This is a genomic window from Billgrantia sp. C5P2, assembly GCF_051062895.2.
Genome location: NZ_CM128542.1, coordinates 4,305,907 through 4,319,508 on the forward strand (window position 1 = coordinate 4,305,907; position 13,602 = coordinate 4,319,508).

Consider the following 13,602-nt stretch of genomic DNA (forward strand, 5'->3'; position numbering starts at 1 on the left):
TGTTCAGTCGCGCGCCAGATGCTCGCGCAGGCCGCCCCAGTGGGGCTGGAAGAGCGCCTCCGGCATCTTGCGCAGCTCTGCGGCGATGCACGGCACGAAGTCCATGGCCGCCAGGATGTCGCGCTCGATATCGATGCCCGGGGCGATCTCGGTGAGGGTGACCTCGCCGTCGAGCAGCTCGAAGACGCAGCGCTCGGTGACGAACAGCACCGGCTTGCCGGTCTCCTGGGCGTAGCGGCCGCTGAAGGTGATCTGGTCGACGCGCTGGACGAACTTGCGGCGATGGCCCTCCTGGCGGATAGCGAGGCGGCCGTCCTCGATCGCCAGCTCGCCGCCGTTGGTGAAGGTGCCGCAGAACACCACCTTGCGGGCGTTCTGGCTGATGTTGATGAAGCCGCCCGGCCCCACCACCTTGTCGCCGAACTTGCTGACGTTGAGGTTGCCTTCGTGATCGGTCTGGGCCAGGCCGAGGAAGCAGACGTCGAGGCCGCCGCCGTCGTAGAAGTCGAACTGGTAGCCGTGGTCGATGATCGCCTCGGCGTTGTAGGAGGTGGCGAAGTCGCCGCCACTGGCGGGCACGCCACCGTAGGTGCCGAGCTCGGTGGTCAGGGTCATGAGGTCACTGACACCCTCCTCGGCGGCCACGCTGGAGACCCCTTCGGGCATGCCGATACCGAGGTTGACGATGCCCCCCGGCACCAACTCCATGGCGGCGCGCCGGGCGATCACCTTGCGTGGATCCAGAAGCAGCGGCTTGATCCCGCCCAGCGGCATCTTGAGATCGCCGGAAAGCGCCGGATTGTAGGTCGTGGTAATGGTCTGCATGTGATGTTCGGGCTCGGCCACCACCACGTAGTCGACCAGGTCGCCCGGCACCTTGACCTGCTTGGGGTGCAGGCTGCCCTGGGTGGCCAGGTACTCCACCTGGGCGATGACGATGCCGCCGCTGTTCTTCGCCGCCTGGGCCATGGAGAGCTGCTCGAGGAACAGCGCCTCGCGTTCCATGCTCAGGTTTCCGCGCTCGTCGGCGGTGGTGGCGCGAATCACCGCCACGTCGACCGGGAAGGTGCGATAGAGCAGCCACTCCTCGCCTTCGAGCTCGACCAGCTTGACCAGGTCCTCCCCGGCGGCGGCGTTGGCCTTGCCACCCTCGAAGCGCGGGTCGACGAAGGTGCCCAGCCCCACCTTGCTGAGCACGCCGGGCTTCTTGCCGGCAATGTGGCGCCATAAATGGGCCAGCACGCCCTGGGGCAGCAGGTAGCCCTCGACGCGGTTCTCGCGAATCAGCTCTCCCATGCGCGGGGCCTGGCCGGTGTGACCGCTGATCAGTCGCTTGACCAGGCCGGCATGGCCCAGGTGGTTCATGCCACGGGTCTTGCCGTCGCCGCAGCCACAGCTGTGCGCCACGGTGAGGTTGCGGGGGCTGCCGGTCTCGAGGAAGCGCGCCTCCAGTGCGGTGGCCACGGCTTCGGCGAAGCCGCTCAGGCCGGCAGTGGTCCAGATGACGGTGTCGTCATCCCGAAACAGGCCCGCCGCGGTAGTGCTGTCGATGATCTTGTTCACTCTCTCGGCCCTCCTTGGGGAGGCATTTCATATTGAAGAATAAATATATTGTTGTATAAACAAATCAATAGATCCGGACTTGAGCCGACAATGGCGAGCGTCAGCCGCTCGCCCTCTGTCGTATCAGCCGCCGGTCAACACCAGCACGATCTGGGGATAGAACACCACCAGCGCGACGACCACGATGTCGGCCACCAGAAAGGTCGACACGCCACGAAAGATATCCATCAGCGAGGCGTACTGCCCCGCCACGCCCTTGATCACGAAGATGTTCATGCCCACTGGCGGGGTGATCATGCCGATCTCGAGCAGCTTCACCAGCAGAACGCCGAACCAGATCAGGCTCACGTCGTAGAGTTCGAATACCGGCAGCAGCACCGGCAGGGTCACCAGCATGGCGCCGAAGGGCTCCATGAACAGCCCCAGGAAGAGGTAGATCAGCACCACCACCAGCATCAGTTCGAGATAGGAGAGCTCCCAGCCGGTCACCGCGCCGGTGATAAAGCCGGCCAGGCCGCTCAGACTCAGGAAAAGGGTGAACATGCTGGCCCCGACACCGATGATCAGCAGCGCCGAGGTAGTGGAAAGGGTCTCGAGCAGCGCGGCCTTCATCGCCTGGCCGTTCAGACGCCCCAGCAGCAGGCCGATGAGAATCGCCCCGGCGGCCCCCACGGCACCGGCCTCGGTGGCGGTAAAGAACCCCGAAAACAGGCCGCCGAACACCAGCACCCCCAGCACCAGCACCGGCCAGATGTCGAGCAGCGCCTGCCGGGCGGTAATGTCGCGAGCCCCTACGGCTTCCCGCGGCACGATGTCCGGCCGCAGCCAACTGACCATCAGGATCACCAGGCTATAGCTCAGGGCCGTCAACAGGCCGATGGTGATGCCCCCCAGGAATACCTGGGTGATCGACACCTGGGCGAAGACGCCATACACGATCATCAGGATGCTGGGCGGAATCAGCGCGCCGATGGTGCCACCGGCAGCGATGGTGCCGCAGGCGAAGCTCGGCTTGTAGCCACCGTTCACCATCTCGGGAATGGCGATGCGCCCCATGGCCGCCGAGCAGGCCACGCTCGAGCCGCTCACTGCGGCGAAGCCGGAGCTGGCCACGATGCTGGAGATCGCCACCCCGCCAGGCAGCCATCGAAACACCACCTTGGCGGCACTGAAGAGCCCGTTGGTCAAACCGGTGTGATAGCAGACGAAGCCCATCAGCAGGAACATCGGCACCGCGCTGAGCGTCCACTTTGCGATGAATTCATAAGGCGTAGAGGAGAGCATGCCGATGGCGGTATTCCAGCCGAACATCAGCGTCATGCCGCCCAGCGCAACCACGACCAGCGAGAGCGCCACCGGCACCCGCAGCGCCAGCAGCAGCATCAGGATGGCGAGGCCGTAGAAGCCAATGTCAACGGACATGGAGATCACCTTTCATGATGTGCCGGAAGAAGAGGTCGTGTCTCTGAGCAGGAACGGCAGGCGCACCACACAGACCATCGCTGCCAGGGCGAAGGCAGCGGGCAAGGCGAAGTAGGTCGGCCAGACCGGCATGGGGAAGTTCAACGACATCACGTAGGAGCCGATGTCGTACTGCTCCATGGCCTTGCCCCAGGTGGTCACGGCCAGGACGCCATAGACCGCAGCCGAAAGCAGCGACACCAGCACATCGGACAGACGCACCAGCCAGGGCTTCATCAGCCCCTCCAGGGCCTCCACGGCGATCATCTCCCGGCGCCACTCCACCCACCCCAACGGCAGCAGTGCCAGGGTGATCAGGTAGTAGCGGGTCACCAGCTCCACGGTGGCGGGGATCGACACGGACAGCGTGGCGCGCAGCAGCACATCGAGGGTGATGTGGATCACCATCAGCAGGATGCCGAGCGTCCCCAGCAGGGCCAGCCCGACGGCGGCCCGATTGGTGAGGCGGTAGAGAGCGTCCATGACGTGTCTCCAAGAAGCGGCGATAACGCAGGCCGGCGTGCCGGCCCGCGTGACATCAGGTCCCGTAGGTGGAGAAATCCACCCCGGCCCAGATCTCGCGATTCATGGCCTCGGCAACCGCCTCGGGATCCGCGCCGACCTCCTCGACGATGGCGGTCCACTTCTCCACCAGTGACTGGAAGCGCTCGATCTTGGCCGCCGCTTCTTCTACGCCGTGGCGGCTCTCCGCCTGCTCCGCGGCATGGACCAGATCTTCCTCGAGGAAAGCCTCGATGGCCTCCAACAGCTCGGGCTCGGGTTCCAGAATCTCGATACCGTTTTCGAGTGCGACCTCGCGAGCCTCGGCTGCCATCTCGTATCCCCAGCGCTGGGTAATGGCGGCGGAGGCCTCGACCGAGGCATGCACCAGTGCTTCACGCTGCTCGGGAGTGAGCGTGCTCCACGCCTGCTGACCAACCGCATGGGAAATGGTGCTATGGAAAGTGCCCAGCTCGACATCGGTGACATAATTCAGCACGTCATCCAGTCGAAAGGAGATGATGTCGGCAATGGAAGCAATGGTGCCCTCGATCACACCCTGAGAGAGCGATTCGTACGTCTCCCCTACCGGCATGGATGCCGGCGACACCCCCACCGATTCGGCCCAGCGGGAATACTGGGGTCCGCCCACTCGCATGCGCAGCCCCTGGAGGTCGTCGAGAGAGCGTACCGGCTCGGTACTCAGTATTCGGTAGAGATCCGAAGCATGAGAGCTGGTATAGACGACACCCAGTTGCTTGAGCTCCTGCTGGCACTCGTCACAAGTGACGATGTACTCGGTTGCCGCCGCTCCCATGGCATGGGGGTTGGTGCCCAGGAAAGCCAGGTCCCCGACCAGGTTGATCTCGGGCAGGTCGGCCGGGAAGTAGGCCGGCAGGAAGAGCCCCACCTCTACCAGGCCGCTGCGGATGGCGTTGCGCATGTTGCCGATGTTGGCCACCTCGGTTCCCAGCAGGTTGCCCGTCAAGTCGCCATCGGTCTTCACGGCCAGACGCTCGGCGAATTCGGTGAACATCGGATCATAGGCGGGATGCGCCGGCGGCACCCCAGGCGCCATGCGCAGATCGCGGGCCTGGGCTTGGCCGGTGAGCGCCAGGCTCCCGACGGTAGCGGCGACGGCAAGGGTCTTGAACAGCGTGCGACGTGTCATGGGGTTACCTCGGCGGCTTATATTTGTTTGTGTATAAAACAATGGTCATTACCATCTATTTGAAAACCGATTATAGTCCAGACAGCAACCCCTCCCGATACCCGACTTTGGTATAGGCAACCAGGCCTGCGAGCTTCCCTAGGCACACAGGGGTGCTGCCCCCGTCGCGGGGGCAGAAGGAGATCTTTTCATGATGGAATGGGGCGTAGCGCGGCTCAGCTTTCCACCGCTGCGAACGCCTCGGCGATGGTGTGGGCCATGGGCTGGGATGACACCGCCTTCGACCTTCTGGGGTAATCACCTCTCTTTCGGGGTTGAGAGAAAATCCTGCTTCCGGTGCTCACCTTGCATGAGGTCCGGGCAATCGGAGTTCTTCCTGACTAAAGTCCCCCACAGGATTTTTTGAGTTATCAGGGTGTACAGATCTCGAAAAAGCGATAGATCAGATGGGCCACCCAGTTTCCATGTTCCTCATAGAACTGGTCTTCCTGTAGCCCTTCTTCACCCCACGGGTTCTTTGTGCTGCCAACCATCTGGAAGCCAACCATAAGAGTCCGCCCACTAGCATCTGGGTATAGAGGAAAAATAAAATGCACTTTTCATCCTCTTGTTTCGAAGGTTAATCTACGAGTTCAAAAGCCGGCACCTCAGAAAGAAACTATCGAACCAGCCTTACAATGCAATCCACTTCATGGCAATTATATTAACCACCTCTCACAAGACTAGAGTTTAAGAATGAAAAGGCCTTTTCATGGATAAAAAGCATATTGATTGGGAAGCTCTGGCTCTCTTCATAACTGTCGCTCGTGAACAGGGCTTGTCGGCAGCAGCCCGCCGGATCGGCACGAGTGCTCCCACTCTCAGTCGCCGGATGCTGTCCTTGGAACGGAGCCTAGGTCGCCAATTGTTTGTGCGAGGCAGGCTGGGTTATTCCCTGACGGAAGACGGCCAAGCGTTGTTGCAAGGGCTCGAGGAGGTCGAGACTCGCATTGAACGGCTGACCCAGCCAAGCGAGAAGATCAAGCCCACCGTGAAGATTTCGGCCGGTAGCTGGACGGCTCTTTTCTTGATGGAACGGTTGGACCTGGTTACGGGCCAGCCGCCTGACATCAAACCCTGTTTCATAACCAGCGAGAAGGTGCTCAGTATACGGCACCGGGAGGCGGTGATCGGTTTTCGGAACCAGCGACCCACGGAGAAGACGCTGGTAGCGCGGAAGCTCAATCCTGTCGAGTTTGCTCCCTACATAGCGGCCAACGCTCCGGAACGCTGGATCAAGGTGCTGGCGGACACACCATCGGCGCGCTGGGTGGACCGGGAAGTCAGTGAAGAAGACATCGTTTGTGAAATCAGCCAGCCTCGCGCCGCTCTTGACCTTGCACTCACGGGTATTGGTATCGCGCTTTTGCCTACCTTTATCGGAGATGCGCAGGATCGTTTACGCCGCGTTCAGCCTCCGATCGACGAGTTGAGGCATGAGCAATGGCTGGTTACCCATCAGGACGACCGCAACCTGCCGGAGGTTCGGAAGACGATTGATAGGATCTATACATTCATGCGGGATGATTGACGGTAACGCTGCAGAGCGGTGGATGCAGCGAACCGTGGGTGAGTGAGTAAGTGACTGGTTAGACCACCAGACGAGAGAGCATGTAGCTTTCGCCGTCCTCAGCTATGACGCGAACTGAAGACGAAGCGGCCAAGGTAAGCAACTCTTCCAGCGAAACCTTGACGGAAGAAAGATCGATCGTCTGCTGCGCAAGATCGCTCGTGTCGATGGGCTGACGCTTGTGGGGCTCGGATATGATTTGCTTGTTTGAGATCTCTACGCGTCCGGCCATAAGCAATCGCATGTCCCGAATCAGGTACGCGGCAAGCTGGTCGTCCGAAATATCTTCGCCAGGAATATCGAGACGGAAGTCCTCTGCAGAAAGACTCCCGCCATTCGTAAAGTGAACGGTGAAATCGAATTTCACACGATAGTCGCCCATACCCACCCCTGCAGCCTAACTGACAGAATTGGACCAACTCAGATCCAGACGTCGTTCTCGGCGGTCCGCTCGCCCCCGGCCTGACCCGTATTCAGGACCCCACGCGGCTCGATCAGCATCACTTCCGCCTCCTGCTCGGCGAAAGGCTTGTGCTCGACGCCCTTCGGGACCACGAACATCTCACCGGCAGCCAGATTGACCGCGCCATCACGGAAGTCGATGCGCAGGTTGCCCTTGATCACCAGGAACACCTCATCCGTCTCGGGATGATCGTGCCAGACGAAATCTCCCTCGAGCTTGACCACCTTGAACTGGTAGTCGTTCATCTCGGCGATCACCCTGGGTGACCACTGCTCGTGGAGCAGGCCAAGCTTCTGTTGGATATCGATCGCCTTGTAGTCCATCTTCCCCTCTCCTCGTCGGATACCGTCCGAGTCACCGAATTGGCGCGGCGCTGCTGTCGAGCCGCGATATAGCAACGTCAGGCTTCGTCTGAAAAATCGGCGAGCAAAGGCCAGACAAGGCAAAAACCAGCGAAAAGACGGAGTTTACGTGGTGTAAAATGAGCACTTTGAGCTGGTTTTTAACGCAGTATGGGCAAGCGTAGCCAGTTTTCAGATAAAGCCTAGCATCAACGAGGCGAGACAAAACAGAGACAGTTATGCACCATTCCGCGCATGACAGTTGAGACCTTGTCCATCACCACCCCGGCAACAAGACCAGCTTGCCGAGATAATGCTCGCCCAGGGCTTGGTGGGCATCGGCAGCCCGCTCCAAAGGGAAGGTTTGTGCAATGTGAACCTCAAAGGGACCTGATGAGATCAAGCGGTTGAGCTTCTCGAAATCCTCAAGACGGGCATCGTCACCGACATACTGTTTGATATTCATGCCAGGGCGCGCTTTGGGCTGCGGCTGGACACCCCTGGGATAGGCGATTCGTCCACCATCGCGTAATGTCGCAAGGGCGCGTTCGGCCACCTCGCCGCCAGCGGTGAGCAGCGCCGCATCGATGCCGTGGGGCGCGAAAGCGCGGGAAGCGGATGCCACATCGTCTTTGCGTCCATCCACCGCCGCATCGGCTCCCAGGCGCCTTACGAGTTCTACCCCATCCTCACCCGAGGCGACAGCAAATACACGAGCCCCCATGCGCTTGGCCAGTTGTACCGCCAAGTGGCCAAGACCACCACCAGCTCCGAAGATCAGCACCGTTTCACCCGGCGAAAGGTCGAGAACATTATCGAGCCCCAACAGGGCGGTAATCGCGTCGACTGGCATGGCGCCTGCTTCCTCGACAGTAAGTCCGTCAGGAATAGGGACCACATGGCCAGCGTCGACAGCGACATACTCGGCATAGAAGCCGCCCTTGGGATTGATGTGGTGGTCGGCATAGACGCGATCGCCCACCTGGAAGCGAGTGACGTTGCTTCCCATCGCTACCACAGTGCCTGCCCCCTCGAAGCCGATCACGTAGGGGAATGTCGGTTCGGCGCCATACCGCTCGCAGAAGAGCTGGCGGAAAGCCCCGTCGCGCTCCCACATGTCCCACACGCCGACACCTATGGCCATGAGTCGAATCAGTACCTCATCGGGGCCGATGTCGGGAACGGGCAGAGTTTGCCAAGTGAGTACTTCAGGCCCACCGAATCGGTCGATAGCGACGGCTTGCATGGTGTCCGGAATCGATTGGGACATGACACACCTCGTTGGTAGCTGGGATTGAATCCTTACCGTATCCGACGCAGAATCGTTCCGATACATGAATGAGTGGATAGATAATTTCCGAAAAATGGATAAATCAGATATCACGCTGGAGAGGATGCGCAGCTTCGTTCGGGTTGCCGAGCGAGGGAGCCTGTCGGCGGTCGCACGAGAAATAGAAGTCGGGCAATCGACGATCTCACGACACCTGCGGGAACTCGAGGAAGCCGTCGGCGTGCCTCTACTCAGCCGGACCACTCGACGTGTCACGCTTACGGAGGAAGGAGCCCGTTACTATTCAAGCTGCATTCAGATTCTGCGGCTTCTGGAGCAGGCCAATGACGAGGTGCGCGGCACACGCGGCGCGACGGCCGGTACCATTCGAATCTCCTGCACGGCCGCCTTCGGCGTCCTGCACCTCAGCCGATTGATCTACGGCTTCCAGGATCAATTTCCCGAGATCGGGATTGATCTGAGCTTCACCGACGAGCGGGTCGATCTTGTACGGGAGGGAGTGGATATCGCGCTTCGCCTGGGACCGCTCACCGACAGTTCCATGAAGCTGAGAGCCATCGGTGAATGCACGCGCCTTCTCGTGGCCGCACCCGCGTACCTGGCAAAGCGGCAGATACCGACTGTCCCACAGGATCTGGCTCAGCATGAAGGCGTCCGGATGTCGAACGTGGCAGGTAGCAACACGCTGGTTCTGCAAGGCCCAGACGGCGAACGCCATGGAGTACCGTTCGGAGGACGCCTACGAGTCGATCATGGGCTCGCCGCGCGAGAAGCCTTTGTCGCCGGGCGTGGCATTGGACCTGCCCATCAGTGGCTAGTCGACGATCTCCTGGCCGCCGGCAAGCTCAAGACAATCTTGCCGGAATACTCGCTTCCCCCCGTTCCCCTGAGCATGCTGATCGTCCCTGAACGGGCGAACATCGCCCGGGTCCGGCTGCTGATCGATTTCCTTGTCGAGCAGATTCGCAGTATCCCCGGAGTAAATGTCCCCTAGCCCGCTGGGGCACAGCCTTCAGCTCGTAGGGCGCTCAATCGAACCGCAACACACTCGGCGGCGGCGAATCGCGATAAAGCTTGTCGACGATGTCGGCCCGGTTCTCCAGCACGGCGCGCTGGTTGATCGAGCCCTTGTCGGTGATCTCGTGGGCATCCAGGCGCGGCGGTTCCTCGAGCAGCACCGCCCGACGCACCCGGGTGGAGCTGCCCGTGCTGTAGGCGTCCAGGTCACGCAGCATCTGCAGGAATCGCTCGCGCACCGGTTCGCTTGCCAGCACCGTGGCGGCATCGGTCTCGCTCCCCAGCCCTGACAGTTCGCGACACTTCTCAAGGTCCGGGAACACCATGACCGAGACATAGGGCTTGTCGAGCCCGGCGATCACCACGTCCTTCACATGGGGGGCGCCAGCTTCGATGATACGCGCCCGCAGCGGCCCGACACTGACCCAGGTGCCGGTATCCAGCTTGAAGTCCTCGGAGATGCGTCCGTCGAAGCGCATGCCGCGTTGGGGGTCGTCCGGGTCGATGAACTTGACCGCATCGCCCAGGCAGTAGAAGTCTTCCTCGTCGAAGCTCTTCGCGGTGACCTCGGGCTGGCGCCAGTAGCCCGGCATCACGTTGGGGCCCTTCACCCGGCACTCCAGCTTGCCGCCGTTGGGCACCAGCTTGATCGTCACCCCGCGGGCGGGCAGGCCCACCACGCCGGACCTGGACTCCTCCAGCGAGGCGAACATCGCCGAGGGAGCGGTCTCGGTGGCCCCCAGGCCGGTCAGCATGCCCACCTTGCAGCCCAGGGTCTGGATGGCCAGGCGGTCGAGTTCGTCCCAGATGTGCTGGGAGAGCCCCGCCGCGGCGAAGAACATCAGGTTGAGGCGGGAGAAGAAGGTCTCGCGCAAGCTGTCCTCGCGCTTCAGGTAATCCACCAGGATCTCGAAACCCTTGGGCACGTTGAAGTAGACCGTCGGGGCGATCTCGCGCAGGTTGGCGATGGTGGTCTCGAACTCGCCCGGCACCGGGCGGCCGTCGTCGATATAGAGGCTGCCACCGTTGTAGAGCACGATGCCGACGTTGTGGTTGCCGCCGAAGGTGTGATTCCACGGCAGCCAGTCCACCAGCACCGGGGGCTCGTCGCGCATGAAAGGCATCAGGGAGGCCAACATCTCCTGATTGGCGCAGAGCATGCGGTGGGTATTGATGACCCCCTTGGGCATGCCGGTGGAGCCGGAGGTGAACAGGAACTTGACGATGGTGTCGGGGGTGACGGCCCCGCGGGCTTCATCCACCGCCGCGGTCACGGGCGTATCCAGTAACGTGTCGAAGGCGCTTATACCTGGAAATCCTGCCGGATCCACAGCCACGCAGTCGCAGTCGGCCGGCTGCACCGCCGCCAGGGCCGGAGCAAAATCCTCGGCCTTGTCGACCATCAGCAAGCCCGGCGTGAGCAGCTCGACGACATGGCGCAGCTTGCCGAAGTCGCGACTGACCAGCGAATAGGCCGGCGATACGGGGGCAAAAGGAACACCAACGTACATCGCCGCCAGCGCCATCAGCAGGTGCTCGATGGAGTTGCCGCTGAGGATGGCCAGGGGCCGCTCGGCGCTCAGGCCGTGGTTCAGCAGCCCTTGCGCCAGGCTACGTACTCGCGTCAGGGTCTCGGCATAGCTCAGGCGCTGCCACTCGCCGCCGGCATCGCGTCGTGCCACGAAGGTGCGGTCCGGTGCTTCGTGGGCCCAGCGCTCCAGGCAATCGAGCAGGGTGTCGGGATAGGCGCCGAGGGGTTCCTCGACGCTGAGAAGTCGGGTTCCGTCATCGCGCAGAGTCAGCTTGGCAGTGGCGGTGCCCAGGTGGACATCGCGAAAGGAGTGAGACATGGGCGCTCCGGCTGTTTGTGATCGTTATCAGCATCGAAAGGGGCATCTCGCTACCCTCGGCATGGGAGCCTTGGTAACATGGAGTCCAGTATTTTTTTAAATTGTTGGTGTGTCAAACATTTCGCCAGCATAACATTATAGTTCGATGAGCCGAAGGCATATAACGAAAGCTTTCCAATCAAAGGGATAGGCGCGGAAAGGCGTATATGGGAGACGGTTGTCCTGGCTGAGCTGCGACTAAAGTTGATGCCCTCGCGGGCCTCGCCGACCTGTATCCGATAGGCTATTCGCTGCTTGCCGCTTCATGGCTCACCCAACGTCAGGGCCGACCAACCTATGAGCAACGACGACCAGAACGGTATCGACTACTCCATGCTGCAATCGCGTCTCGGCTACAAGCTACGCCGAGCGCAGCTCGTCTACTTCGACGTGTTCTTCGAAGCCTGTGCCCAGGAAGGCATTACCCCGGGGCTGTTCAGCATCCTCGCCATCATCTATCACAACCCGGGGCTTACCCAGTCCGCGGTTTCCACGGCCCTGGATGTGGACCGTTCGGCCATGGTGGCGGCCATCGACAAGCTGGAGAGCATGGAGGTAGTGGAGCGTCGCAAGTCGAAGAACGACCGTCGCTCCTATGCGCTCTACCTGACGGAAAAGGGCAAGACCTTCACCGAACGGCTCAACCGCAAGGTCGCCGCGGGGGAAGACAACTTCGACAGCTTCATGAAGGAAGGTGAGCGCGAGTGGCTGCTCGATCTTCTCGACCGCATCATCGCGGCCCGCAAGGGAGGCTGATGCCAGCCTCCCATCATCATCGGATATAGCCAGATCGGCTAAATGGGCCTAGATGGGGTAGTGCCGGGGCCCGAGCTGGATCGTGATCCAGCGCAGCTCGGTGAACGCCTCGATGCCCGCCTTGCCGCCGAAGCGCCCGTAGCCGCTCGACTTGGTGCCGCCGAAGGGCATCTGCGGTTCGTCGTGCACCGTGGGGGCATTGATGTGGCAGATGCCCGATTGGATCCGTCCGGCCACCTTCATTGCACGTGCCGTATCGCGACTGAACACCGCCGCCGACAGGCCGTACTCGCTGTCGTTGGCGACCCGAACGGCCTCCTCCTCGCCCTCGACACGCATCACCGCCACCACCGGCCCGAAGGACTCCTCGCTGTAGAGGCGCATTTGCGGCGTCACGCCATCCACCACCGTAGCCGGCATGACCACCCCTTCTGCCTTGCCGCCACTGGCGAGCCGCGCCCCGTGGTTCACGGCATCGTCGAGCAGGCCATTGAGCTTCTGCCCCGACTCGGCGTTGATCAGGGTGCCCAGCGCATTGCCCTCCCCGCGCGGATCGCCGGCCTTGAGCGCCGCAGCCCGCACGGCCAGCTTGTCGACGAAGGCGTCGGCCACCGAGGCATCGACGATCAGCCGCTCGGTGGACATGCAGATCTGCCCCTGGTTGAAGAAGGCGCCGAAGATCGCCGCGTCCACGGCGGCGTCCAGGTCGGCATCGTCTAGTACCAGGAAGGGCGCCTTGCCGCCCAGCTCCAGCAGCACCGGCTTGAGGTGGCGCGCCGCCTTCTCGGCGATGATGCGCCCCACCGGAGTGGAGCCGGTGAAGTTGATGCGTCGTACGGCGGGATGCGCGATCAGCGCCTCGACCAGCTCGGGCGCGTCGGCCGGGGCGTTGGTGATCACGTTGACCACGCCCTCGCCGAGCCCCGCCTCCACCAGCACCTCGCCGATCAGGTGATGGGTCGCCGGGCACTGCTCCGAAGCCTTGAGGATCACCGTGTTGCCGCAGGCCAGCGGCGTGGCCACGGCCCGGGTGCCGAGGATGATCGGCGCGTTCCACGGCGCGATGCCGACCACCACGCCGCAGGGCACCCGCACGCCCATGGCCAGGTTGTCAGGCACGTTGGAGGGAATCACGTCGCCCTGGATCTGGGTGGTCAGCGAGGCCGCCTCGCGCAACATGCCGGCGGCCACCATCACGTTGAAGCCGGCCCAGGCCGGTGTGGCGCCGGTCTCGTCCACCATGCGTTCGATGAACTCGGCCTGGCGTGCCTCCATCAGCTCGGCGGCCTTGAGCAGCTTGCCGCGCCGCTCGCCGGGGCCGCTCTGCGACCAGCTTTCAAACGCCTTTCCTGCAGAATCGGCGGCCGCCTTGGCGTCCGCAACCGAGGCGGCCGCCGCCGTGGTCGTGGTCTGGCCAGTAAAGGGGCTGGCGCGCTCGAAGGTCGCGGATTCCTGGGCGGGCCGGGATTGGCCGCCAATCAGCAGGTCCAGGGTATTCATGGCGAACTCCTCATTGTTGTAGTGACGATTCCTAACGCCG

General features: G+C 62.2%; 12 protein-coding genes. 3 read left to right on the plus strand and 9 right to left on the minus strand.

Translation table 11 applies throughout. The features are described 5' to 3' along the window. Positions 1-3: 3 nt before the first annotated feature. The 4 genes from ACRWQA_RS20035 to dctP all read right to left on the minus strand — a co-directional run bounded on the left by ACRWQA_RS20035 (position 4) and on the right by dctP (position 4,696). Positions 4-1,563: an acyl CoA:acetate/3-ketoacid CoA transferase gene (locus tag ACRWQA_RS20035; RefSeq protein WP_434230557.1), complete on the minus strand. Its 1,560-nt coding sequence runs from the start codon at positions 1,561-1,563 to the stop codon at positions 4-6. A 123-nt stretch (positions 1,564-1,686) separates the two neighbouring features. Beyond that, on the minus strand, positions 1,687-2,985 hold the full coding sequence (locus ACRWQA_RS20040; RefSeq protein ID WP_263581461.1) for a TRAP transporter large permease: 1,299 nt from the start codon (positions 2,983-2,985) through the stop codon (positions 1,687-1,689). Between the two features lie 12 nt (positions 2,986-2,997). Then, the gene (locus ACRWQA_RS20045) at positions 2,998-3,507 is read right to left on the minus strand and encodes a TRAP transporter small permease (protein WP_263581462.1); all 510 of its coding nucleotides are present in this window, start codon (positions 3,505-3,507) and stop codon (positions 2,998-3,000) included. 55 nt (positions 3,508-3,562) lie between these two features. Then, positions 3,563-4,696, minus strand: a complete 1,134-nt coding sequence (dctP, locus tag ACRWQA_RS20050; RefSeq protein ID WP_434230560.1) for a TRAP transporter substrate-binding protein DctP — start codon at positions 4,694-4,696, stop codon at positions 3,563-3,565. Positions 4,697-5,447: 751 nt separating this feature from the next. On the opposite strand from dctP, the gene ACRWQA_RS20055 reads away from it, so the two are divergent. Next, entirely contained in the window at positions 5,448-6,266 is an 819-nt protein-coding gene (locus tag ACRWQA_RS20055) for a LysR family transcriptional regulator (protein WP_434230563.1), read from the plus strand. 58 nt (positions 6,267-6,324) lie between these two features. Here ACRWQA_RS20055 and ACRWQA_RS20060 read toward each other — a convergent pair whose 3' ends face one another. From ACRWQA_RS20060 to ACRWQA_RS20070, 3 genes are all read right to left on the minus strand, one after another. Then, positions 6,325-6,687 carry a hypothetical protein gene (locus ACRWQA_RS20060; RefSeq protein WP_263581475.1) on the minus strand — a complete coding sequence of 121 codons (363 nt, stop codon included), beginning with the start codon at positions 6,685-6,687 and terminating at the stop codon, positions 6,325-6,327. A 38-nt stretch (positions 6,688-6,725) separates the two neighbouring features. Then, positions 6,726-7,091 (minus strand): cupin domain-containing protein, encoded by a 366-nt coding sequence (locus tag ACRWQA_RS20065; RefSeq protein WP_263581476.1) that lies wholly within the window; start codon positions 7,089-7,091, stop codon positions 6,726-6,728. 295 nt (positions 7,092-7,386) lie between these two features. Beyond that, complete coding sequence (locus tag ACRWQA_RS20070) at positions 7,387-8,379, minus strand: quinone oxidoreductase family protein (RefSeq protein ID WP_434230565.1); 993 nt, start codon at positions 8,377-8,379, stop codon at positions 7,387-7,389. Between the two features lie 64 nt (positions 8,380-8,443). Here ACRWQA_RS20070 and ACRWQA_RS20075 point away from each other — a divergent pair, with 64 nt between their 5' ends. Then, positions 8,444-9,394 (plus strand): LysR family transcriptional regulator, encoded by a 951-nt coding sequence (locus ACRWQA_RS20075; protein ID WP_434230568.1) that lies wholly within the window; start codon positions 8,444-8,446, stop codon positions 9,392-9,394. 34 nt (positions 9,395-9,428) lie between these two features. Here the strand turns inward: ACRWQA_RS20075 and ACRWQA_RS20080 are convergent, their stop codons facing one another. Further along, on the minus strand, positions 9,429-11,267 hold the full coding sequence (locus ACRWQA_RS20080; protein WP_434230571.1) for a feruloyl-CoA synthase: 1,839 nt from the start codon (positions 11,265-11,267) through the stop codon (positions 9,429-9,431). A 336-nt stretch (positions 11,268-11,603) separates the two neighbouring features. Here ACRWQA_RS20080 and ACRWQA_RS20085 point away from each other — a divergent pair, with 336 nt between their 5' ends. Beyond that, on the plus strand, positions 11,604-12,062 hold the full coding sequence (locus ACRWQA_RS20085) for a MarR family winged helix-turn-helix transcriptional regulator (protein WP_263581483.1): 459 nt from the start codon (positions 11,604-11,606) through the stop codon (positions 12,060-12,062). A gap of 48 nt (positions 12,063-12,110) precedes the next feature. Here the strand turns inward: ACRWQA_RS20085 and ACRWQA_RS20090 are convergent, their stop codons facing one another. Next, positions 12,111-13,562 carry an aldehyde dehydrogenase gene (locus ACRWQA_RS20090; RefSeq protein ID WP_263581484.1) on the minus strand — a complete coding sequence of 484 codons (1,452 nt, stop codon included), beginning with the start codon at positions 13,560-13,562 and terminating at the stop codon, positions 12,111-12,113. Positions 13,563-13,602: the final 40 nt, after the last annotated feature.